This window comes from Shinella sp. 838 (assembly GCF_029623935.1).
In the GTDB taxonomy this organism is placed as follows: Bacteria; Pseudomonadota; Alphaproteobacteria; order Rhizobiales; family Rhizobiaceae; genus Shinella.
Genome location: NZ_JARSBQ010000001.1, coordinates 607,683 through 630,382, shown reverse-complemented (window position 1 = coordinate 630,382; position 22,700 = coordinate 607,683). Strand labels below are relative to the sequence as shown.

The following is a 22,700-nucleotide window of genomic DNA, read 5'->3' as shown; positions in this document are numbered from 1 at the left end:
CCTTGATAATTTGACCACCGGGTAAAAAATCCATCCGCACCGCCCATCGGGACGGCCCCCGCTTTCAAAGGCCCGAGCATTTCAAGGATCACGGAGAGACCGCATGTCCAACCGCCTCAACACCCCCAACGATCTGCGTGCCTTCTGGATGCCGTTCACGGCAAACCGGCAGTTCAAGAAGGAACCGCGCCTCTTCGTCGGCGCCAAGGACATGTATTACACCACCCATGACGGCCGCCAGGTGCTGGACGGCACGGCCGGCCTGTGGTGTGTCAATGCCGGCCACTGTCGCCCGAAGATCACCGAGGCGATCCGCGAACAGGCCGGCGAACTCGACTATGCGCCCGCCTTCCAGCTCGGCCATCCGAAGGCCTTCGAGCTTGCCAACCGCCTCGTCGACATCGCGCCCGAGGGCATGGACCACGTCCTCTACACCAATTCCGGCTCCGAATCGGTCGAGACCGCGCTGAAGGTGGCGCTCGCCTATCATCGCGCCAAGGGCGACGGTGCGCGCTCCCGCCTGATCGGCCGCGAACGCGGTTATCACGGCGTCAATTTCGGCGGCATCTCCGTCGGCGGCATCGTCTCCAACCGCAAGATGTTCGGCAGCCTGCTGACCGGCGTCGACCACATGCCACACACCCATTTCCCCGACAAGAACGCGTTCTCGCGCGGCGAGCCGGAACATGGCGGCGACATCGCCAGCGAACTGCAGCGCATCATCACCCTGCACGACGCCTCCACCATCGCCGCCGTCATCGTCGAGCCGGTTGCCGGCTCGACCGGCGTGCTCATCCCGCCGAAGGGCTATCTCCAGAAGCTGCGCGAGATCTGCACGCAGCACGGCATCCTGCTGATCTTCGACGAGGTCATCACCGGTTTCGGCCGCCTCGGTGCGCCCTTTGCTGCGCAGTATTTCGACGTGAAGCCGGACATCATCACCACCGCCAAGGGCCTCACCAACGGCGTGATCCCGATGGGCGCCGTCTTCGTGACCTCCGAGATCCATGATGCCTTCATGAACGGCCCGGAGCACATGATCGAGTTCTTCCACGGCTATACCTATTCCGGCAACCCGATCGCCTGCGCCGCCGCGCTCGGCACGCTCGACACCTACAAGGAAGAAGGCCTGCTGACCCGTGCCGCCGAACTCGCCTCCTATTGGGAGGACGGCCTGCACTCGCTGAAGGACTGCCCTAATGTCATCGACATCAGGAATGTCGGCCTGATCGGCGCCATCGAGCTCGCCTCCATTCCGGGCGAGCCCACCAAACGGGCCTTCAACGCCTTCCTCAAGGCGTACGAAAAAGGCCTGCTCATCCGCACGACGGGCGACATCATCGCACTCTCCCCGCCCCTCATCATCGAGAAGCGGGAGATCGACGAGCTGTTCGGCAAGCTGCGCGAGGTGTTGCAGAACAACATCTGATCCGGGAAACCGATGGGCAGGATGGGATGGCGGCTACGGCCGCCATTTCCGTTTTGATCACAGCCGTCGCAGCCGGCCGGAATAGTGCACGACTTCGCCGATGCCCGGCAGCGCGATCGGCACGTCGAAGCAGAAATCCTCCCCGTCGGCCCATTCGCGTGCCACGCTGCGCGGCGCCAGAACCAGCGGCATCGGAAGGCCGAAGACGGACCAGCCGCGCATCACCATGGTGAGGCCGGCGGCATCCACCGGCAGGTCGAACGAAAACCGCATCGGCCCGAACCGCTCGACGAGCCGCGTCCCCTTCTCGCTGAGTTCGCTTGAAAAGGCACGGCCGGCAAAATCCCGGGTCCAGCGCTCGACGCCGTCCCGCTCCTCGAAGGAGACATGCAGTTCGTGCTCGCCCTCAGGCGGAAAGCGCATGACGTTGCAGACAAGCCGCGCCGGCAGGGAACGACCCCGGCGCACGCGCGCCCGGCCGGCGGCACCGGCATCGCCGATCACGTCATGCATCTCCCGCACCGGCTGTGGCATTGCATCATAGGCCGGGCCGATGACACGGCGGTAGAGCGGCACATAAGACCGGCTGTCGATCGCCCGGTGGACCGCAAGCCTTTCGAAATGCGGAGCGAAGTCTTCAAGACGCACCGTGCCGGCCGCCGGCCGTGCACCAGGCGCAAGGCACCCTGCCGCAATGGCATTGGCCAGAACATGGGCCGCGATGGTCGGGATTTCGGGGCCGTCGCCGTTTTCCGCAATCAGCGTGCAGCGGCGCTTCGTCGGCACATCACCCACGATCCCTTTCACCTCCACCGCCATCGCCGAGCGGTCTGTGCCGAAGCGGGCGCTCAGCTTCTGCAGCGGCAGCAGCCAGCGGGAGAGGGGCGAAAGCGAGCGCAGCCATCCCCATTTTACCGGCCAGCTCAGGAGCCAGAGCGTCAGGAGCTGAAAGGAGAATTCAGGGCCCGCACGAAAAATGCCCGCCGGCCGGCCGGGGAGCGATGCCGGGACGATATCGTGGTCCGGCACGTCCGCAAGCGCCACCCGCCGCCGGATGGATGGACGGCCGGGAACCACGTAGTCCTGCCGGTGCAGCCGGTGCCAGCCCGTCTCCTGCCGCCAGCGTCCGCCGCGCCAGAGACGCACCGGCTTTCCGACATAGCTGAGGATTGCCGCCGCCACGGACGCACCGGCCGTCGCCCGGTTCGAAGCGCTGATCGACATTTCGACCGAACACACCCGGCGCATATCTGTCGCAAGCCCTGCGATGATCGCTCCCGAAAGCGCCGGCACGCTGGAACCGCCGGAGATCACCACGACGCCCGCCGCCCGCGCCGCGGCATCCAGCCGGCCGATGCCGCAGACGAAATCCCGCGCATCGGCAAGATCGACATAGTGCACGCCCCGCGCGATGCACGCCTCCGCAACGTGGTCGCCGCTGCCCTGAAAAGGGCCTGCCGCATCGATCAGCAAAATCGGATGGTGGTCTTCGAGGAGGGAACCGAGATCGCCATTGCGATCGGCCACCAGCCCCACGGCATTCGGCAAATCCGCGGCGAGACGCGCGGCAGCACCGCCGTCACGGCCGGCGATCAGCACTTCCCAACCATCCGCCGCCAGCCGCCGCGAGAGCCGGGCGCCGAAGCCGCCATAACCGCCGAGAACGATGACGCGCCTCACAACACCCGGTCCGCATCCTCCGGCGCGGGTATCCAGCAGGCATCCCGCCGCCCGAACAGCCTGTAACGGTTGCGCGCCAGCCAGCGGTAGACCGGGTCCCGCAGGGCGCGCGGGATGAACCGCAGCAAGGACAGAGCCTTCCAGGGCCAGCCGAGCCCGGCATAGATCGCCAGCACCGCATCGCTGTCCTTCAGCAACCGGTCGCCGTCCACGATGATCATCGATTCGGGATTGGCGGGATCGATGCCGAAGTGACGATAGAGCGCCGCACCGACCGCATTCTGCATGGAGGCAAGGCGGAACCGCCGGGCACGATCATGCCGCAGCACGAACTGCGCATTGGCCGAGCAGAGAATGCACTCCGCATCGAAGACGATGATCGGTCCTGCCGCGTCGTTCCGGGTCATACCCTCAACATAGGATGGCGGCGACGCGCCATCAATCCGCAACCGCTGCAGAAAGCTGCTTTTCATAGCGCCAGACCTCCAGGTCAAAAGGTCCTTCGGTCGTGCCCAGCCGATGGACGACGGTCGCGGCAAGGTGCCAGCCGCATTTCTCGTAAAACCGCGCGGCACGGTGGTTGCCGATCGCGCAAGCGAGCCAGGCGGTCGTCATACCGTGGGCGGCAAGGCGCCGTTCTGCATCCGCCACGAGCGCCGCAGCAACCCCGCTGCCGCGCCCCGTCGCCGCCACGAAGAGCTGGTCGAGTTCGTCATGCCGGATGGTGCAGAAGCCGAGCACGGCGCCGGGCTCCCCGATGACGCGTGTATCCGCAAGCATGGCTGGCAGGCGGTCGGCAAAGCTCTGCTGCGTGCGCAGGCGGGCCAGCGCGGCCGGAAGCACCGCCGCATGTGCGTCCTGCCACCCCTCGAACCAAAGCTGCGCCAGCGCCCCGATTTCAGAAGATCCCGGTACCCTCGTGGTCCATGCCGGCTGCATCTGTTTCCTCCTCGCTGGCGCAGGCGCACCCAAACCACATTGCGATCGCCCAGGGGCCCGATGCCGGTCACAGAGCCAGCGCACCCTCTTTCCGGCATGCTTTAGCCATGGCCGGATAGTCCTTGCAAGTCCGGGTGCTTTTGGGGCTATTGTGCGCGCCGGAAACCGAGAGGACGAGCCGATGCCGACCACGACCCGCATAGAGAACGACCATCTGTCGGTCGATGTGTCATCGCTCGGCGCAGAAATGCAGTCGATTACGACCCGAGACGCGGCGGAATGGCTATGGAACGGCGACGCCGCCTTCTGGACGGGCCGCTCGCCCGTGCTCTTCCCGATCGTCGGCAAGGCACCCGACGACACGATCCTCATTGACGGCAATCCCCATGCGATGACGCAGCACGGTTTTGCAAGGCGCCGGGAGTTTTCGCTGACCACGGCAAGCGACACGCTCTGCCGCTACAGCCTGGAGGCTTCTGACGAAACCCGCGCCGTCTATCCGTTCGATTTCCTGCTCACCGTCGAGCACAGCCTCGACGGCCCGACCCTTACCGTGGCCGCAGAGGTCGAGAACCGCGGCACGTCCGCCATGCCCTTCGGCTTCGGCTTTCATCCCGCCTTCATCTGGCCCCTGCCCGGTGCAGCGGGAAAGCCGCATGTCGTCACACTCGACAATGGCGGAGAGCCGCAGCGCCAGCCACTGGAAAAAGGCCTGCTGTCGCAAGGCCGCACCGCCTCGCCCTTCTCAGCGGGCCGGCTCGTGCTCTCCCCTGATCTCTTCATCGACGACGCCCTGGTTTTCCCCGAAGGCGCGGGCAGCAGCCTGACCTTCCAGGCCGAAGGCGGCCCCGCACTGGCCTTCCGCTTCGAGAACCTGCCGAACCTCGCGCTGTGGACCAAGCCCGGCGCACCGTTCCTCTGCGTCGAGCCCTGGCATGGCACGGCGGCGGAATATGGCGGATCGCGCGAATTGAAAGACAGGCCCTCTACGACAATGCTTGCAGCGGGCGCGCAGGCGCACTTCGCCTTCACCGTCACCTTCCCGGTCTGAGCCGACACACGCACAATTCGAAGCAACGGCCCTTTTTTCTTGCCGCTACCCCGCTAGAGTCTTCCCGCAATGGAATCGGGAGACTTCGCCATGACCGACTTGGAACACTTCATCGATCAGGGGACAGGCCGGGAGCCCGCCGATATCGTGCTGAAGGGCGGGCGGTTCTTCGATCTCGTGACAGGCGACCTCGTCGCCTCCGATATCGCCATTTCGGGCGACCGCATCGTCGGCACCTGCGGCGGCTATGAAGGCCGCGAGGAAATCGACATTTCAGGCCGCATCGTCGTGCCCGGTTTCATCGACACGCATCTGCACATCGAATCCTCGCTCGTCACCCCGCACGAATTCGACCGTTGCGTGTTGCCCTATGGCGTGACGACCGTGATCTGCGACCCGCACGAGATCGCCAACGTGCTCGGCACGGAAGGCATCGAGTTCTTCCTCGACAGCGCTCTGGAAACAATCATGGACATCCGCGTGCAGCTATCGAGCTGCGTGCCGGCGACGCATCTGGAGACATCGGGCGCCGACCTTCCGATCGAACGCCTGTTGCCCTTCCGCGACCATCCGAAGGTCATCGGCCTTGCAGAGTTCATGAATTTCCCCGGCGTCATCCACAAGGATCCCGTCTGTCTCGCCAAGCTGGAGGCCTTCCAGGGCGGTCATATCGACGGACATGCGCCGCTGCTCTCCGGCAAGGATCTCAACGGCTATCTTGCCGCCGGCATCCGCACGGAGCACGAGTGCACGACCGCCGAGGAGGCGCTGGAGAAAATCCGCAAGGGCATGCATATCCTCGTGCGCGAGGGCTCGGTCTCCAAGGACCTTCTGGCGCTGCTGCCCGTCATCACCGAGCGTCTCTCACCTTTCATCGCACTGTGCACGGACGACCGCAACCCGCTCGACATCGCCGAACAGGGCCATCTCGACTACATGATCCGCACCGCCATCGGCCATGGGCGCGCGCCGCTCGCCGTCTACCGCGCTGCCTCGATCTCGGCGGCCAAAGCCTTCGGGCTGCGTGACCGCGGCCTCGTCGCGCCCGGCTGGCGCGCCGACCTCGTCGTCATCGACACGCTTGAGAACTGCAAGGCCGAGATGGTCCTTTCCGCCGGCCGCAGGGTGGACGATACGCTCTTTGCGACACGCCGGCCCGTCGCGCCGGTCGGGCTCGACAGCGTCAAGGCCCGCCCGGTCAACGCCGCCCATTTCGCCGTACCCGTCACCGACGGCGAGACGCCCGTGATCGGCGTCCTGCCGGGCAAGATCATCACCGAACATCGCCGCTATCGGTTGCCCGCCAGGGGCAACCAGACGACCGTCGATCTCGCGCAGGACATCATCAAGGTCGCCGTCATCGAGCGCCACGGCAAGAACGGCAACCACGCCAATGGCTTCGTACAGGGCTTCGGGCTGAAGAAGGGCGCCATCGCGTCGACGGTCGGCCACGACAGCCACAATATCTGCGTCGTCGGCGTCGACGAGGACGACATGGCGCTCGCCGCCAACCGTCTCGGCGAGATCAAGGGCGGCTTCGTGGTCGTGGAGAACGGCAAGGTAACGGGCGAGATCGCACTGCCCGTCGCCGGTCTGATGAGCCTGGAACCCTACGAAACCGTCCGCGACACGCTGCACCACCTGCGCCAGGCCGCCTTCGCGCTGGGCGCCACACTGGAGGAGCCCTTCCTCCAGCTGGCCTTCCTGCCGCTGCCCGTGATCCCGCATCTCAAGATTTCGGACCGTGGAATGGTGGACGTGGACCGGTTCATGCTGATGGATTGAACTGCAGCTCTCGACTTTCCGGGAGACACTCCTTCGCCCAAAAGCGGCCGTTGCGACAAGGCCAGCCGAATAACGGATTGCGCTGAAGACGACTGCGCGGAACTCGGTAAATTCTGCGGCAAAACCGATCCGGAAGGCCGGAATGCCGACCGTATTTACTTACAAGGACCTCAAGTTCTTCTTCTGTTCGAACGAAGCGATCCGAGGGACCCCTTGCACATACATGTCAGGGGCGGCGGCGCCATTGCGAAAGTATGGTTGGAGCCGTCGATCGGCGTCACGGAAAGCCATGGCTTCAACAGCGAGGAGCTTTCTTCCATCCTGCGCCTTGTCATCGACAACAGACAGCTTATCGAGACGACGTGGCGTGAATATTTCAGCAACTGAGATTCACCTCAACGATGATACGATGTGGGTATCGCTGGATGATGGCCGGACGCTTGGTATTCCCCTTGCCTGGTTGCCTCGCCTTCTCGCTGCAAACAAAGCCGCACGTCTAAGCTACGAACTCAGCGCGGGCGGCATTCACTGGGATAGCCTGGACGAAGACATCTCGATTGCCGGGCTCCTTGCCGGCCGCGGCGACCGGACGCTGAAACGCCCGGCCGCCCGATCTTCACAGCCGCACGCATGCCATATCGAGCCCGTCCAGCTCGATCGCCCCGTCCTTCAGCTTTGCACCGAAGCCCGGCGCCGAAAGCGGTGCGCCAAGCTTCAGCGACTTGGCCGGCACGAATTCGGCCTTTTCATGCGTCAGGTTGAAGACGAAGAGCAGTTTCTCGCCGCCCTTCTCGCGGGTGAAGGCAAGGATGTCGTGGTTGGAGTGCAGGAAGGCCATGTCGCCGTCGTGCAGAACCTCGTGCTCCCTGCGGAAGGCGAGTGTGGCGCGGTAGTGGTTGAGCACCGAACCGGCGGTCTTCTCCTGCAGGTCGACGGCAAGCCGCGCATGGTCCTCCGGCACCGGCAGCCAGGGTTTTCCGGCGCTGAAGCCGGCATGGGCCTCGCCATGTTGCCAGGGCATCGGCGTGCGGCATCCGTCGCGGCCCTTGAAGGCCGGCCAGAAGCGGATGCCATAGGGATCACGCAGGTCCTCGAAGGCGAGGTCGGCTTCGGTGAGGCCGAGTTCCTCGCCCTGGTAGAGGCAGATCGAACCACGCAAGGTCGACAGCAGGGTAATGGCGAGCTTGGCGACGCGTTCGCGCTCTTCCGGCGCCCGGATGAAGCGGCTGACATGGCGGTTGACGTCGTGATTGGAAAAAGCCCAGCAGACCCAGCCATCCGTTACCGCGCGCTGAAAGCCCTGGACGCATTTGCGGACGTGATCGGCGGTGAAATCGGGCCCGAGAAGATCGAACGTGTAGCACATGTGCAGCTTGTCGCCACCGCTCGTGTAATCGGCGACGGTCTTCAGCGAGCGCGCACCATCGCCCACCTCGCCCACCGTCGCACGGCCTTCGTATTCGTCGAGCAGCGCGCGAAAACGCTTCAGGAAATCGACGTTCTCCGGCTGCGTCTTGTCATAGCGATGGGTCTGCATTCCATAGGGATTGACATCAGGCGCATCGAGGCCGGTCGCATCCGGGTCGGGCTCGTGCGGCGGGTTGTCGCGCAACTTCCTGTCGTGGAAGTAGAAATTCACCGTGTCGAGGCGGAAGCCGTCCACGCCGCGATCCAGCCAGAAGCGCACGGTCTTCAAAAGCGCGTCCTGCACATCCGGATTGTGGAAGTTGAGATCGGGCTGCGAGGTCAGGAAGTTGTGCATGTAGTATTGCTTGCGCACGCCGTCCCATTCCCAGCCCGGCCCGCCGAAGATCGACAGCCAGTTGTTGGGCGCCGTGCCGTCCGGCTTGGGATCGGCCCAGACATACCAGTCCGCCTTTGGATTGCCCCGGCTGGAGCGGCTTTCGACGAACCAGGGATGCTGGTCCGATGTGTGCGAGATCACCTGGTCGATGATGACCTTGAGGCCGAGGCGATGGGCCTCCGCCAGCATCGCGTCGAAATCGGCGAGTGTGCCGAACATCGGGTCGACGTCGCAATAGTCGGAGACGTCATAGCCCATGTCCGCCATCGGCGACTTGAAGAAAGGCGAGAGCCAGATCGCATCAACGCCGAGCGAGGCGATGTGCCCGAGCCGTTTCGTGATGCCCCGGAGATCTCCCATGCCGTCGCCGGTCGTATCCTGGAAGGAACGGGGATAGACCTGATAGATCACCGCGCCGCGCCACCAATCGTCGACCGTCCTACGGGGCTTCGCCATGCCTTTTCGCTCCGGTTGCCAGTTGCCTTCGGCAAGATGTAACGCGGCCCCCGCGGGCCGTAAACGGCAGCCCCCCGATTTTTCGAAGGTTGACGCAAGCCGGGTCGATCGGGATGATGCCGGCAAATTCCAGAGAGAAGGTTGACCCCATGACCGATGCCGTCACCCTTTCCCCGCAGGACGCACGCGACCTTGCCCGAACGGCGCTGATACGCGTCGGCATGGTGGAGACCGCAGCCACGGCCCTTGCCGATGCCACCGTGGATGCCGAAATGGCGGGCAAGAGCGCGATCGGCTTTGCACATCTGACGGATTACCTGCGCGGCCTTGTCGATGGACGGATTACCGGACGGGCGGAACCGCTCCTCACCTCCCCGGTTCCCGCCATCGTGAAATGCGACGCGATGGGCGGCGTGGCCCAGCATGGCTTTTCGATCGCCCACGAGGAACTGGTAACGAAGGCGAAGGCGTTCGGCGTCGCCGTCTTCACCGTCCAGAACAGTTACACCACCGGTGAACTCGGCTGGTATGCCGCGCAGCTTGCCCGGGAAGGTCTTGTCGCGATCGCGGCAACCAACGGGCCGGCGTTGCTGGCCGGCGCAGGCAGCCGCCTGCCCGTCTTTTGCACCAACCCGCTGGCCTTCGCCGCCCCACTCGCCGACGGGCGCTTCCTGCTGGTCGACCAGGCTTCCAGCGCCACCGCCTATGTGAAGATCCGTGAGGCGGCCGCCCGGGGCGAAACCATTCCCGCGGGGTGGGCGCTCGACCAGGAGGGGGAGCCGACCACCGATCCCTTCGCCGCAATGAAGGGGGCCCTGCTCGCCTTCGGCGGAACGCGCGGCGCCAATGTCGCCCTCATGGTGGAGGTGCTCGCCGCCGGCCTCACCGGCGCAAACTGGTCGCTGGATGCCCCGGACTTCCAGGCGGGCGAGGCTTCCCCCGGCGTCGGCCTCTTCATCCTCGCGCTCGCCCCGCAGCTTCTCGCCGACGGTTTTTCCACCCGCTTCGCCGACCAGGTGGAACGGCTTTCCAGCATCTATGGCGTGCACATCCCCGGCCTCGACCGCGTGGAGCGGCAACGGCAGGCGGAAAGCGGCGGTATCGTCTTGCCCCGCCAACTCTTTGACAGTATTTCCTCTTTCCGGCGCAACTAGAGCGTTTTGTATTGACCGTATTTTCCAGGACAGAAGCAACGCCGCTTCATCCGGAAATGCGCGGGTCGGGAGGACTTTCGGATATGGCGGCACGCCTGCTGACGATCGGCGAATGCATGGTGGAACTGATGCAGGCCGAAGGTGGCCTCATGCGCAAGAGCTTTGCCGGCGACACGTTCAACACCGCCTACTATGCCCGCCAGTACCTGCCGGCTGACTGGAGCGTCGATTATTTCTCGGCCGTCGGCACCGACATGATCTCCGACGAAATGCTGGCCTTCATGGATGGACACCACATCGGCACGCAGCATATGGCTCGCATCGAGGGCCGCTCGCCCGGCCTTTACATGATCCACCTGAAGGACGGCGAACGCAGCTTCTCCTACTGGCGCTCCGTCTCGGCAGCAAAGCTTCTGGCGCGCGACGGCGACCGGTTGCGCGCCGCCGTCGACGCCTCGGACATCGTCGTGTTTTCCGGCATCACGCTGGCGATCCTGCCGGAGGAAGATGTCGAAACGCTGCTCGCCGAACTCAGGCGTGCCAAGGCCGCAGGAAAACGCGTCGCCTTCGACCCGAACATCCGCCCGCGTCTTTGGGACGATGCCGAGCGCATGCGCGCGACGATCACCGCGGGCGCGCGCGCCGCAACGCTGGTCATGCCAAGCCTCGACGACGAGACGACGCATTTCGGCGATTCCGGCCTCGAGGAGACCATCGCGCGCTACCGGGCGCTCGGCGTCGCCGGGCTGGTCGTGAAGGACGGCGCAGAGGGCGCAACCCTTGTCTTCGGCGAAAAGCGCAGCCATGCCCCCTCCGCCCGGGTGGAAAAGATCGTCGATACGACCAGTGCCGGCGACAGCTTCAACGGCGCCTTCCTCGCCCGCCTTGCGACGGGGGCATCGCCGGAAGAGGCCGCCCGCTTCGCCGCGGATGTCGCAGCTGCCGTCATCCAGCATCACGGTGCCCTGGTGGCAAGGGACAAGCTACCGAACGGCTGATTGATCGGATCGGTGCCAAAATCGATCGGTCGGGCGCCGACACGGGCGCAAATCCGCCCTAGTCTTTTCCTGTCTCTCATCAAGGACAGGATCGATCCATGACGACACCACGCTTCGTCGCGGCGCTTGCCGCCACGCTTTCCCTTTGCTCACCGGCAGCACAAGCGGCCGATTTTACCGTTACCAGCAAGGCCTTCGCCTCCGGAACCGTCCAGCCGCCCCAATTCGCCGACATCATGGGCTGTACCGGCGAAAATCTCTCGCCGGACATCCAGTGGTCGAACGCACCGGAGGGCACCCGCAGCTTTGTCGTGACGATCTACGACAAGGATGCACCAACCGGCTCGGGCTGGTGGCACTGGGTCGTGGTGGACCTGCCTGCCGGCGCCACGTCGCTTGCCGCCGGTGCGGGAAGCGGAAAGGCCGCACTGCCCGCAGGCGCGCGCATGACACCGACGGACATGGGCACACCGGGCTTTCTTGGCGCCTGCCCGCCGCAAGGGCCGGAACACGACTATACGATAACGGTGAAGGCGCTTGGCATCGACAAGCTGCCCGTACCGGACAATGCCACGCCCGCCATGGTCGGTTTCGTCAGCACCATGAACGCACTCGCCACCGCCACCCTCTCGGCGAAGGGCAGACGCTGACGGCAGGCGTCTTGTCCGGGCCCGCCGAGGCGCGATAGGCTCGGACACGAGACTGGATGGACCAGATGAAGATCGCCATACGCCCCGATATCGGCGCCTCGGCCCGCATCGTGCAGTACAACCGGCTGCGATACGCCAATATCCTGATCAATCGCCCCCTCCTCATCCTCGTCGAGCACGGGACAAAAATCCTGCGCAGCGGCGCGGAGGAATGGGTGGTGCCGGCGGGCGGCTGCATTGCGCTTGCGCAGGGCGAGACCTTCGACGTGGTGAATGCCGCCGATGGCGAGCGCGCCTACGAGGCCCGCTGGATCGCCTTCGAGCCCGACACCGTCGCGGCCTTTGCCGGAAAGCCCGGCAAAGGCCAACCCTTCCCGCGCGCCTTCCCTGTCCTGAGCATGCACACGGGCTTTCGCGGCGCCTTTGCCGATTGCGCACGGGCAATCGGGGACCCCGACAGCACCCCCGCCGAGATCGTCCGCCACCGTATCGATGAACTCCTGCTCTGGCTCGATCTTTCAGGGGCGCGATTTGCGGTGCCAAGGCCGGTTCTCTTCAGCGATCGCGTGCGCGACCTCATCTCCAGCGATCCGCAGGGCGACTGGACGAGTGCCCGCATCTGCACGTCCACCGGCGTCAGCGAGGCAACGCTGCGGCGCAGGCTTGCAGCAGAAAAATGGTCGTTCCAGACGCTCCTGATCGACGTGCGCATGTCGATCGCCATGCAGCTCCTGCAATCGACCGAACTCTCGGTCCTGCGCATCGCGGACGCAGTCGGCTATGAATCGCAATCCCGCTTTGCGGCGCGGTTTCGCGCGCGCTTCGGCTTCGCACCGAGCGCAATCCGCGGGCACATCAGGCCAGGTCCGGACGTCAGCGCTTCTTCTTCGCCTTTGACGCGAACGGATTGTCCGTCGCCCTGAAATGGATGCGGATCGGCACGCCCGGCAGATTGAAGTCGTTGCGCAGGCCGTTCGTCAGGTAGCGGATATAGGATTCCGGCAGCGCATCAGGGCGCGTGCAGGAGATCATGAAGCCCGGCGGACGAGCCTTCACCTGCGTCATATATTTCAGCTTCAGGCGGCGGCCGGAAACGGCCGGCGGCGGATGTTGCGTCTGCTGCGCATCCAGCCAGCGGTTGAGCTTGGCGGTGGAGATGCGGCGGTTCCAGGTGCGGTCCGTGTCGATGACGGCCTGCATCAGCTTGTCGAGACCACGGCCGGTCTGGCCGGACACCGGCACGGCGCGGATGCCGCGTGCCTGCGGCAAGAGGCGGTCGGTCTTCTCACGCAGCTCCGCAAGCACGGCCTGCGGGTCGTCGATCAGGTCCCACTTGTTGAAGGCGAGCACGGCGGCGCGGCCCTCGCGCAACACGAGATCGACGATCTGGAGATCCTGCTTCTCGAAGGGAATGGTCGCATCGAAGACGATGACGACGGTCTCGGCAAAGCGGATGGCGCGCAGGCCATCGGCGACGGAAAGCTTCTCCAGCTTTTCCTGCACCTTCGCCTTGCGCCGCATGCCGGCCGTGTCGAACATCTTGATCGTCCGGCCTTTCCAGTCCCATTCGACGGAAATCGAATCGCGCGTGATGCCGGCCTCCGGGCCGGTCAGCAGCCGGTCCTCGCCGAGGAAGCGGTTGATCAGCGTGGACTTGCCGGCATTCGGGCGGCCGACGATGGCGACGCGCAGCGGCTTCGTCTCGTCATATTCCGGTTCGAAATCCTCGTCCTGCTCGGCGCCTTCGGCGGCAGCTTCCGCACGCACGTCAACATCGGTGACGGCCTCGTCGTCTTCGGGATAGGCGCGCTCCTCGCCAATCGCCGCGACGATGGCGTCGCGCAGGTCGAGCATGCCCTGACCGTGCTCGGCGGAAATCGCCGTCGGTTCGCCAAGGCCGAGCGTATAGGAATCGTAGAAGCCCCCGTCGGAGCCACGCGCTTCCGACTTGTTGGCGACGAGCACGACGGGCTTGCCCTTGCGGCGCAGCATGTCGGCGAGCGCCGTATCGACGGGGGTCAGGCCCGTCTTGGCATCGACGACGAAGAGCGAGAGGTCGGCCTCGTCGATCGCCGCCTCCGTCTGGGCACGCATGCGGCCCTGCAGCGTCTCGGGCGCAGCCTCTTCGAGGCCGGCGGTGTCGATAATGCGGAATTTCAGGTCGATGAGGCGCGCATCGCCCGGGCGGCGGTCCCGCGTGACGCCGGGCGTGTCGTCGACAAGCGCGAGCTTCTTGCCCACGAGCCTGTTGAACAGGGTGGACTTGCCGACATTGGGGCGTCCGACAATGGCGACGGTGAAGCTCATGGATGTGTTCCGTTTCGGTGGCCGGCTAAAGCAATTCCGGTAAAAGGGCGAAGCGGTCTTTCATCCGGAACTGCATAAAAACGATACGAGATCAGGAGGACAGCTTGCCGCTTGCGGCGATCAGGTCAAGCAGCATCTGCGCCCGGTTGGCGACATTGCGCGGGCTTTCGCTGTCGGCGATGATTGCGTCGAACCATTCCTTGGCCCGCGCATAGTCCTCATGTTTGAAGGCGGACAGGCCGAGAACCTCGCGTGCGGAGTGGCGCAGCGCGCTCTGGGGCGTCGCAAGCTGCTCGGCTTCGGCGGAAACCTGATCATAGGTGCCGCTATCGACGAGAAGGTAGGCGGCACGAAGACGCGCGGCATCGCGCAGCGCCTGCGGTACGGAGCTGTCCTTTGCGATTGCCGTGAAGGCATTGACGGCACCCTGCGCGTCCGTCGTCGCCAGCAGCGAGGCGGAGCGCATGCGTGCCAGCACCGGATAGGAGCCGAAGCCGTCCTTTTCCAGCGCGGTCAGCGCGGCGAGCGCCTCTTCGTTCTTGCCGTCGCGGGCGAGCGTCAGGGCAGCCAGGAAGCTGTCGCCGGCGGCAGAAGCCTCGCTGTCGCGCCAGTAATCGTAGCTCACCTTGCCGATCGTGCCGAGGACCACGAGGACGGCGGCGCCGATGAGGATGCGACCGAAACGCTTCCACACCAGACGCATCTGGTCGGAGCGCAGTTCCTCGTTCACCTCACGGATAAAGCTGTCGTCCTGATTTGCCATGTTCTGCCCGGCTCGAATTCACGCTTAAAGTTAGCGCCTTCTACCCCATTTTGACGGCGTTGTAAGGGGGCAGGCGCGAAAAGCCGGGGATCAGGCGATGATCACGGCAGGGGTGGAACGCCGATCACCCATTCGTGAAGCTTGAAGACGATCGCGACATAGAGCGCGAGGCCGACGACGATGGAGATCAGGTCATATTTCGCCGAGACGAAAACCGGCAGCTTCGTCTCCCCGGCGGCGATGCGCTTCTTCAGCGTGATGCGCAGGATGACCGCCCAGGCGAGGATCGTCACGAAGAGCAGTACCGAATAGCTCTCGCCGTTCGCCAGAAGATGCGCCAGCGCCCAGGTCTTGATGGCGATGAGCAGCGGGAACTTCAGCTTCGTGCGGATATGCCCCGCCGGCAGCAAGCCGGCGACGAGACAGATCGAGGCGATCAGCATCAGCGTCAGCGCGATATGCGACAGGAAGGTCGGCGGGAAATAAAGCATCTCGCCGCCGTTCTCGCGCGCGTCGACGAAGCCATAGGCGATGAGCACGAGGCTGAGCAGCGAGACGATGCCATGCAGGGCCATCCAGCCCGGCTTGCCGAGGACGGCGATGCCGGCATTGCGCAGGCCCGGCGCAAAGGGCCGCAGAAGATGGGTGGCGATGAAAAGAACAAGACCGGCGATGAGCAACGTCATGAAAATGCCCCTTGAAGAAAGCGCGGCCCGCGGCCGTTTCTTCTGGAATAGCTTCCGCAAGGCGACAATTCCAGCCCGATCAAAGGATTGCCGCATTCGCAAACCATGAAAACCCCTTTGCAAATTGTCGCGGGTAGCCATGTCGTCCTCAGTTTCGTCCCGAATTGTCCTCCTTCCCCTCGCCGCCGCGCTCGCCGCCGGCCCGGCCCTTGCCAAGGACGACGCAGTCGAGACCGCAAAGCCCAAGCAGCTCGTCATCGTCTCCTTCGACGGGGCACACGACAATCTCCTGTGGGAGAAGAGCCGCGCCATGGCGAAACGCACCGGCGCGCATTTCACCTACTTCCTCTCCTGCACCTTCCTGTTCCCGAAGGACGAGCGCGCGACCTACCAGGCGCCGCATGAAAAGCGCGGGCGCTCCAATGTCGGCTTCTCCCAGGACCGGGAGGAGACGATCCTGCGCCTCGGCGAGATCTGGCTGGCAAAGCTCGAGGGCCACGATATCGGCAGCCACGCCTGCGGCCATTTCGATGGCGGCAAGTGGAGCACGGAGGACTGGAAGAGCGAATTCACCTTCTTCCACGAGACACTGAAGAACGCCTGGCAGAATGCCGGCGTCGGCGAACGGGAGCCGGCGGACTGGCAGCGTTTCGTCACGGAGGACATCAAGGGCTTTCGCGCGCCCTATCTTTCGGCCGGCAGCGGACTGGTCAAGGCGCTGGAGGCACATGGCTTCACCTACGATGCCAGCCTCGTCTCGAAGGGGCCTGCCATGCCGGTCGCTAGCGGCGCGATCGCCCGCTTCGCCCTGCCCCTCGTGCCGGAAGGCGCGGCACGGCGCCCGGTCATCGCCATGGACTACAATCTCTATGTCCGCCACTCCAAGGGCAAGGAAGCGCCGGAAAAGAGCGCCGCCTTCGAGGAAAGCACGCTTCAGGCCTACCGCGACGCCTTCACGAAGCAATATGACGGCGGGCGCATCCCCCTCCAGCTCGGCTTCCATTTCGTGGAGATGAATGCCGGCGCCTACTGGCGCGCGCTCGACCGTTTCCTGACGGAGACCTGCGGCAAACAGGACGTCGCCTGCGTCAGCTATGTTGAGGCGATGGACATTCTCGCAAACGAGAAGAAGGCGGCCGGAGCCGCCCTCTGATCGTCGACCTTACTTCGCCAGCTCCTCATTGCCGCCGACGTCAATGAACTGCCGGTCAATGCTCGGCAACTTCTGCCCCTCAATCGCCGCTTCGAAGGCGCGGAGGCGCTTGTGGATCGACTGCAACTCGATGATCGTCGACCACGAATTCACAAGATACTGGAACGAGCTGGAGACCTGGCCGAAGGCCGTCAGGATCTGTTGCAGGATACCATAGGTGATCTTGCCGCCAACGATGGTGGGCACAAGGATGAAATAGACGAAGAGATTATCCGCCTGAATGTAGAACATGCGGGCGACGTTGAAATAGAGATAGTGGAAATAGAGCCGGAAATAGTTCGTCCGGACATTGTCGAACAGCTCCCGCACGGTGGGCGGCTGGGCCCGCGCTTCGTCGTCCTCGCCGTAGACCAGCTCCTTACGATAGGCCGCCTCGACACGCTGGTTGCGGAATTCGAGGCCCGGCAACTTGATGCCGACAAAGGCAAGCAGGAAGGTGCCGAAGGCCGACCAGAGGATCGCGGCCCAGAACAGGGCATGCGGGATTTCGCCGATGAACGGCATCGGCCCGATATGGACGGAAAGCGCAAAGAGCACCGGCAGGAACGCGACCAGCGTCATGACGGCGTCAATCAGGCTGACACCGAGGCCTTCCGTGATTGACGCGAAGCGCATCGTGTCTTCCTGCACACGCTGCGAGGCGCCTTCGATGTGACGTACCCGCGTCCAGAGCGACATGTAGTAATTGTTCATCGCCGTGCGCCAGCGGAAGACGTAGTGGCTGACGAAGAAGCGCGTGATGACGTAGACGAAGACGCTGATGAAGGCGATCTGGCAGAAGATCAGCATCAGGTCGAAGAAATTCGCGACTGTGACGGTGCTGTTCGGCTGGAAAGCGCCCATCAGCGTATCGCCGAAGGGGCGGCGCCAGTTATTGATGGCGAGCGAGACCTGCACGCTGAAATAGGTCGAGAAGATGATGAAGGCCGAACCCCAGATCGACCAGTTGGTCCAGGGATGATCCTTCGCCCGGATCTGCCAGAACAGGCCGAAGAGGCCGGTGCAGATCATGAAATAGAGATAGAACCAGATATTGTCCGTCGTCACGAAGTAGCCGAGGCCCACCGGAGGCTCCGTACCGGCCGGCAGAGGCGGAAGGCCGATCAAGGCACCGAAATCGGCACCGACCGTGTACCAGACCGCAATCGAAAGCAGCGTCCAGACGACGAGGGAGGAAAAGAACAGCTTCGGCTGCGGGAAGAAGGAATGGAACAAGGTGCGAAACTCTCGTTTGCATGGGGCGGCAGTGCCGCCGGTTCGGGCAGAACCTAGAGGAGTTTACGCATCGCAACAATCGCCAAGCGCCCGGATTACCGAGATTTAATGGAAGGCGCTCCACCGGGAACGGTGGCGCCGAAGACGGCATTCCGCCGACGCGGCCGGCTTGCCGGCAAGGAAAATGTCCCTTGCTGCCAGCCAGTTCCTGCACGCACCCGGTCGGCAGTGTGCCGGTGGGATGCACGCGGCCAAGGCCGACTGTTGCAGCGACAAGGCCGGAAAAAGCCGGCCTTTGATCCCCGGATCAACCCGGCAGCGTCACCACGAGCGGCCCGTTGCGGGTGGCAACGACGGTGTGTTCGAACTGCACCGTCGGTGCGCTCGGCTCGCTGTAGAGCGTCCATTCGTCGTTGCTGCCGCCCTCCGCCCAGTTGGCGCCCAGCGAGAGGAACGGCTCGACGGTGAAGACGAGACCTTCCGTCATGCGGCGCTTTTCCTGCGGGTCCGGCCAGGTGGCGATTTCCGTCGGCTCCTCGTGCAGCGAGCGGCCGACGCCGTGGCTGGCGAGATTGGCGATCAGCGTGTAGCGGTTCTTGCGGGCGAATTCGCCGATGGCATTGCCGACCTCAGCAAGCGGCCGGCCGGCCTTCACCGACTTCAGCCCGACCCAGAGCGCCCGCTTGCCATCACGGCAGAGGCGCTCGACGGCCGGCGTCGACCGCCCCACGGTAAAGGACGCACCGGTATCGGCGAAGTAGCCGTCGAGCGCGGCGGAAACGTCGATATTGACGAGATCGCCGTCGCGGATCACCCGGTCGCCCGGAATACCGTGCGCCACCTCTTCATTGACGCTGATGCAGGTCGCGCCCGGAAAGGCATAGCAGCTTTCCGGCGCCGAACGCGCGCCCGCCGCCTCCAGCATTCGCCGGCCGATCAGATCGAGTTCGGCCGTCGTCATGCCCGGCCGGATGGCCGTCGACATGTGCTGCAGCACATTGGCGCAGATCCGGCCGATGGCCTTCAGGCCGTTGAGGTCTTCGTCGTTTTCCAGGGTCATCGCATCTCTCTTTCGCGGGCCTCTTATCACGCCCGCGCGCCGCTGTCAGGCAGAAGCGGCCACGGCGTCCTTTGCTGCATCCGCCAGCATCTCGCGCACCAGCGGGGCGACCTTCGTGCCGTAGAGCTCGATGCCGCGCAGCACCGCGTCATGCGGCATCGGGCCGATCGCCATCTGCAGCAGGAACCGGTCGTTGCGGAAGATCCGGTGGTGATCGGCGATCTTCTTTGCCACCGTCTCGGGATCGCCGAGGAAGAGATGGCCGGCCGGCCCGGTCGACTGGTCGAATTGCGCCCGGCTCGTCGGCCCCCAGCCGCGCTCGCGGCCGATGCGGTTCATCACCTCGGCCTGCGGACCGTAGAAAGTGTCTGCCGCAGCGGCTGTCGTGTCGGCGATGAAGCCGTGCACGTTGATGCTGGTCTTCAGCTTGCCCGCATCCTGACCCGCACGGCGGGCAGCCTCGCGGTAAAGATCGAAGAGCGGTGCATAGCGTGACGGCGTACCGCCGATAATGGCAAGCGCCAGTGGCAACCCATAGGCCCCCGCCCGGGCCACCGATTGCGGCGTGCCGCCGACGGCGATCCAGACCGGCATGCGGCCATGCACGGGGCGCGGATAGACGCCGAGCCCCGGCAAGGGCGGACGCATCGTCCCGTTCCACGACACCGTTTCGCTCTCGTTGAGCGCCAAAAGCAGGTCCAGCTTCTCCTCGAAGAGCCGGTCATAGTCATCGAGCGCATAGCCGAAGAGCGGGAAGGATTCGACGAAGGAGCCCCGTCCCGCCATGATCTCCGCCCTACCGCCGGAGATGAGGTCGACCGTCGAAAACTGCTGGAAGACGCGCACCGGATCATCCGAGGAGAGCACCGTCACCGCGCTCGTCAGCCGGATGCTCTTGGTTCGCGCGGCCGCGGCGGCCAGAACGACGGCCGGCGCGGAGGCGGCGTAGTCCGCCCGGTGGTGTTCGCCGAGCCCGAAGACGTCGAGCCCGACCTGGTCGGCAAGCTCGATCTCTTCCAGGAGATGCTTCAGCCGCCGCTCCCCTTCCCGCCCCTTGTCGGCAGCATTCGGATCGACGTCGGCAAATGTATAGAGGCCAAGTTCCATGGGATGTTCCAGGCAAGAGGGATTTGCCCAGAGATATGGCCGGCGCAAGCGGCTTAAAAGGGCCGTTCGGGAAACAGTGTGTTCACGAAGATGAAGAGGACGGATGCAGCGCGCCCGTCCCCGCACATCTGTCAGAGCCGCGCGGCCACCGCCTCCAGCTGCGTCGCCACCTGGCCCCAACCCTCGTGGAAACCCATCTTCTCGTGCATCTCGCAATCCTCGACGGACCAGTGACGGGCGATCGCGGTGTAGCGGGTCTTGCCGTCGCCGGCGTCGTCGAACAGGATCTCGGCGCTGAAGAAGGCCTTTTCGGTGGGCTTCCAGTCGGGGCCGAAGGCATCGGTCGTAATGATGCGCCTGTCCTTCTCCACCTTCAGGAAGATGCCGGTGCTGTCCATATGGAAGCCGTCCGGGCCGGTCATCACCGTGCGGAACTTGCCGCCGTCGCGCGGCTCGATCTCGATGACCGGCGTCTCGTAGGGTTTTGGCGCGAACCACTCCTTCATCAGCTCCGGCGTCGTCCAGGCCTTGAAGAGCTGTGCGGGCGTGGCGTTCAAAACGCGGGTGAGCACCAGTTCGCGGGTGTTGGCGGGCTTGATCTCGACGTCGGTCATGTCTGTCTCCTCGTTGGGTATGTTCTCTGGTTCGTCTCAAGGACGCCTGTCAGGCGACCAATCCGACATCGAAAGCGGATTATTTTTCGGCCGCGGCCCTTTCCCGCTGCATGCTGTCGAGATGCTGGCGGATATGGGCGGCCTCGGCCGAGGAGGTGGCGAGCGCGATGGCGCGGTCGAAGGCCTCATGCGCTTCGCCATAACGGCCGAGCTGTTTCAGAAGGCCGCCGCGCAGGCCGTGGAAATAGAAGTAGCCGTTCAGTTTTTCGGCAAGCGGCTCGATCAGCGCCAGCGCCGCCTCCGGCCCTTCCCGCTTGGAAACGGCGACGGCGCGGTTGAGCCGCACCACCGGCGAAGGCTGCAGGCGCTCCAGCGTCTGATAGAGCAGGTCGATCTCGAACCAGTCCGTCTCACCGGCCGTCTTCGCACGGGCATGCAACGCGGCGATCGCCGCCTGGATCTGGAAGGCGCCAGGTGCCCGGTGGCGGATCGCCTTGTCGATCAGCACCAGCGCCTCGTCGATCAGGCCCCGGTCCCACAGCGCGCGGTCCTGGTCCTCCAGCAGGACGATCTGCCCGTCCCCGTCGAAACGGGCCGCAAGCCGCGAGTGCTGGAGCAGGAGCAGCGCCGTCAGGCCCATGATCTCCGGTTCGGCGGGAAAGAGCTTCAGGAGCAGGCGTGCCAGCCGGATCGCCTCGGCGCAGAAGGGCGTGTCCGCCTTGTCCGGCGCGCCGGCCGAATAGCCCTCGTTGAAGACGAGATAGATCATCGCGGCGACAAGGCCGAGCCGCTCGGCCCGCGCCACCGCATCCGGCGTCTCGAAGGGAATGCCGGCGGCTCCCACCTTTGCCTTCGCGCGGGTGATGCGCTGCTCCATCGCCGCCTCCGAGACGAGGAACGCACGGGCGATCTGCCGGACGGACAGGCCCGAGACGATGCGCAGCGCCAGCGCGATCTGCTGCGTCGCCGGCAGGTCCTTGTGGCAGCAGACGAAGAGCAGACGGAGAATGTCGTCGCGGTAATGCGCACCGTCCAGCCGGTCCGCGAGATCGCTTTCCGTATCCTCCAGATCGGACAGCACCTCCTCGGGCGGCAGCGGCTGGTGTTTGGCACGCTTGCGCACCTGATCGATACCGCTGTTGCGGCCGACGAAGATGAGCCAGGCAGCCGGATCGCGCGGCGGGCCCTTGTCGGGCCAGGTCTTCAGCGCGCGAAGACACGCCTCCTGATAGGCCTCCTCCGCCATGTCGAGGTCACGGAAATAGCGCAACAGCGCCCCCATGGCCTGCGGCCGTGCCGAGGTCAGCGCCAGATCGATCCAGGCAAGCTCTGTCATGTGATGGGTACTCCCGGATTGAAATACTGCAACGGCCGGACCTCATAGGTGCCGTTCGCCGGATTGACCGCGGAAAGCTCCCGGGCGAAGGTGATCGCCTCCTCCAGCGTCTCCACGTCGAGCACGAAGAAGCCGAGGAACTGCTCCTTGGTTTCGGCAAAGGGGCCGTCCATGACGATATCGTCCGTCGCGCCCTTGCGCACGGTGACGGCCGCCGTCGTCGGCATCAGCCGTGCGACGGGACCGAGCTTGCCGGCCTCGGCATACCGCTGGTTGACCGCACCGAGATCGGCCATGACCTGCGCATCGAGTTCCTTCGACCAGGCGTTGACTTCACTTTCGGCATCGTAACAAAGAACGGCATACAGCATGGTGATCTCCCATTGGTTGATAGACGTAGGAGTAGCTGCTCCGCCGACAGGGCGCACCGGAATATTTTTGACCATCGGCAAG

At 64.7% G+C, this 22,700-nt stretch carries 22 protein-coding genes and 1 pseudogene; 10 read left to right on the top strand and 13 right to left on the bottom strand.

Translation table 11 applies throughout. From position 1 onward, the window contains the following. Positions 1–103 precede the first annotated feature (103 nt). Positions 104–1,429, top strand: coding sequence for an aspartate aminotransferase family protein (locus P9A16_RS02980; protein ID WP_023515353.1), 1,326 nt, complete (start codon positions 104–106; stop codon positions 1,427–1,429). 57 nt (positions 1,430–1,486) lie between these two features. Here P9A16_RS02980 and P9A16_RS02975 read toward each other — a convergent pair whose 3' ends face one another. The 3 genes from P9A16_RS02975 to P9A16_RS02965 are packed head-to-tail and all read right to left on the bottom strand — an operon-like array spanning position 1,487 to position 4,048. Beyond that, positions 1,487–3,109, bottom strand: coding sequence for an SDR family oxidoreductase (locus P9A16_RS02975; protein ID WP_023515352.1), 1,623 nt, complete (start codon positions 3,107–3,109; stop codon positions 1,487–1,489). Continuing rightward, complete coding sequence (locus P9A16_RS02970) at positions 3,106–3,516, bottom strand: thiol-disulfide oxidoreductase DCC family protein (protein WP_037405741.1); 411 nt, start codon at positions 3,514–3,516, stop codon at positions 3,106–3,108. The genes P9A16_RS02975 and P9A16_RS02970 overlap by 4 nt, the downstream gene beginning before the upstream one ends. Positions 3,517–3,547: 31 nt before the next feature. Further along, positions 3,548–4,048 carry a GNAT family N-acetyltransferase gene (locus P9A16_RS02965; protein ID WP_023515350.1) on the bottom strand — a complete coding sequence of 167 codons (501 nt, stop codon included), beginning with the start codon at positions 4,046–4,048 and terminating at the stop codon, positions 3,548–3,550. Between the two features lie 181 nt (positions 4,049–4,229). On the opposite strand from P9A16_RS02965, the gene P9A16_RS02960 reads away from it, so the two are divergent. The 4 genes and pseudogenes from P9A16_RS02960 to P9A16_RS02945 all read left to right on the top strand — a co-directional run. Beyond that, positions 4,230–5,099, top strand: a complete 870-nt coding sequence (locus P9A16_RS02960; protein ID WP_023515349.1) for an aldose 1-epimerase family protein — start codon at positions 4,230–4,232, stop codon at positions 5,097–5,099. 90 nt (positions 5,100–5,189) lie between these two features. Then, a complete protein-coding gene (gene ade, locus P9A16_RS02955) occupies positions 5,190–6,884 on the top strand; it encodes an adenine deaminase (RefSeq protein ID WP_023515348.1) in 1,695 nt (564 codons plus the stop codon). Between the two features lie 69 nt (positions 6,885–6,953). Next, positions 6,954–7,271 (top strand): DUF4160 domain-containing protein, encoded by a 318-nt coding sequence (locus P9A16_RS35770; protein WP_443021630.1) that lies wholly within the window; start codon positions 6,954–6,956, stop codon positions 7,269–7,271. Then, a pseudogene (locus P9A16_RS02945) lies at positions 7,252–7,476 on the top strand (DUF2442 domain-containing protein); the annotation flags it as partial. The gene P9A16_RS35770 and the pseudogene P9A16_RS02945, both read left to right, overlap by 20 nt. Before the next feature lie 24 nt (positions 7,477–7,500). On the opposite strand, the gene bglA reads toward P9A16_RS02945, so the two are convergent. Continuing rightward, complete coding sequence (gene bglA, locus P9A16_RS02940) at positions 7,501–9,144, bottom strand: beta-galactosidase BglA (RefSeq protein ID WP_023515070.1); 1,644 nt, start codon at positions 9,142–9,144, stop codon at positions 7,501–7,503. Positions 9,145–9,293: 149 nt separating this feature from the next. Here bglA and P9A16_RS02935 point away from each other — a divergent pair, with 149 nt between their 5' ends. The 4 genes from P9A16_RS02935 (at position 9,294) to P9A16_RS02920 (ending at position 12,869) form a co-directional block, all read left to right on the top strand. Continuing rightward, entirely contained in the window at positions 9,294–10,298 is a 1,005-nt protein-coding gene (locus P9A16_RS02935) for an Ldh family oxidoreductase (RefSeq protein ID WP_023515069.1), read from the top strand. An 83-nt stretch (positions 10,299–10,381) separates the two neighbouring features. Continuing rightward, entirely contained in the window at positions 10,382–11,296 is a 915-nt protein-coding gene (locus tag P9A16_RS02930; RefSeq protein ID WP_023515068.1) for a sugar kinase, read from the top strand. A 98-nt stretch (positions 11,297–11,394) separates the two neighbouring features. Further along, on the top strand, positions 11,395–11,946 hold the full coding sequence (locus P9A16_RS02925; protein WP_023515067.1) for a YbhB/YbcL family Raf kinase inhibitor-like protein: 552 nt from the start codon (positions 11,395–11,397) through the stop codon (positions 11,944–11,946). 56 nt (positions 11,947–12,002) lie between these two features. Beyond that, positions 12,003–12,869: an AraC family transcriptional regulator gene (locus tag P9A16_RS02920; protein WP_023515066.1), complete on the top strand. Its 867-nt coding sequence runs from the start codon at positions 12,003–12,005 to the stop codon at positions 12,867–12,869. Here the strand turns inward: P9A16_RS02920 and der are convergent. From der to P9A16_RS02905, 3 genes are all read right to left on the bottom strand, one after another. Next, a complete protein-coding gene (gene der / locus P9A16_RS02915) occupies positions 12,820–14,253 on the bottom strand; it encodes a ribosome biogenesis GTPase Der (RefSeq protein ID WP_023515065.1) in 1,434 nt (477 codons plus the stop codon). The two genes, P9A16_RS02920 and der, sit on opposite strands and share 50 nt — an antisense overlap. 91 nt (positions 14,254–14,344) lie before the next feature. After that, complete coding sequence (locus P9A16_RS02910) at positions 14,345–15,016, bottom strand: tetratricopeptide repeat protein (RefSeq protein WP_023515064.1); 672 nt, start codon at positions 15,014–15,016, stop codon at positions 14,345–14,347. 101 nt (positions 15,017–15,117) lie between these two features. Next, positions 15,118–15,702 carry an NnrU family protein gene (locus tag P9A16_RS02905; protein ID WP_023515063.1) on the bottom strand — a complete coding sequence of 195 codons (585 nt, stop codon included), beginning with the start codon at positions 15,700–15,702 and terminating at the stop codon, positions 15,118–15,120. A 139-nt stretch (positions 15,703–15,841) separates the two neighbouring features. Between P9A16_RS02905 and P9A16_RS02900 the strand changes: the two genes are divergently transcribed. Next, positions 15,842–16,855: a hypothetical protein gene (locus P9A16_RS02900; protein ID WP_023515062.1), complete on the top strand. Its 1,014-nt coding sequence runs from the start codon at positions 15,842–15,844 to the stop codon at positions 16,853–16,855. A 9-nt stretch (positions 16,856–16,864) separates the two neighbouring features. On the opposite strand, the gene sbmA is transcribed toward P9A16_RS02900, so the two are convergent. The 6 genes from sbmA to P9A16_RS02870 form a co-directional block, all read right to left on the bottom strand. Next, a complete protein-coding gene (sbmA, locus tag P9A16_RS02895) occupies positions 16,865–18,130 on the bottom strand; it encodes a peptide antibiotic transporter SbmA (RefSeq protein ID WP_278025529.1) in 1,266 nt (421 codons plus the stop codon). Between the two features lie 307 nt (positions 18,131–18,437). Further along, on the bottom strand, positions 18,438–19,190 hold the full coding sequence (gene map, locus P9A16_RS02890; protein WP_023512074.1) for a type I methionyl aminopeptidase: 753 nt from the start codon (positions 19,188–19,190) through the stop codon (positions 18,438–18,440). Between the two features lie 45 nt (positions 19,191–19,235). Beyond that, positions 19,236–20,297, bottom strand: coding sequence for an LLM class flavin-dependent oxidoreductase (locus tag P9A16_RS02885; protein WP_023512073.1), 1,062 nt, complete (start codon positions 20,295–20,297; stop codon positions 19,236–19,238). Positions 20,298–20,428: 131 nt separating this feature from the next. Next, the gene (locus P9A16_RS02880) at positions 20,429–20,911 is read right to left on the bottom strand and encodes an SRPBCC family protein (RefSeq protein ID WP_023512072.1); all 483 of its coding nucleotides are present in this window, start codon (positions 20,909–20,911) and stop codon (positions 20,429–20,431) included. Positions 20,912–20,990: 79 nt separating this feature from the next. Beyond that, positions 20,991–22,247, bottom strand: coding sequence for an RNA polymerase sigma factor (locus tag P9A16_RS02875; protein ID WP_023512071.1), 1,257 nt, complete (start codon positions 22,245–22,247; stop codon positions 20,991–20,993). Then, positions 22,244–22,618: a YciI family protein gene (locus P9A16_RS02870; protein ID WP_024270168.1), complete on the bottom strand. Its 375-nt coding sequence runs from the start codon at positions 22,616–22,618 to the stop codon at positions 22,244–22,246. Before P9A16_RS02870 ends, P9A16_RS02875 begins: the two co-directional genes overlap by 4 nt. Positions 22,619–22,700: the final 82 nt, after the last annotated feature.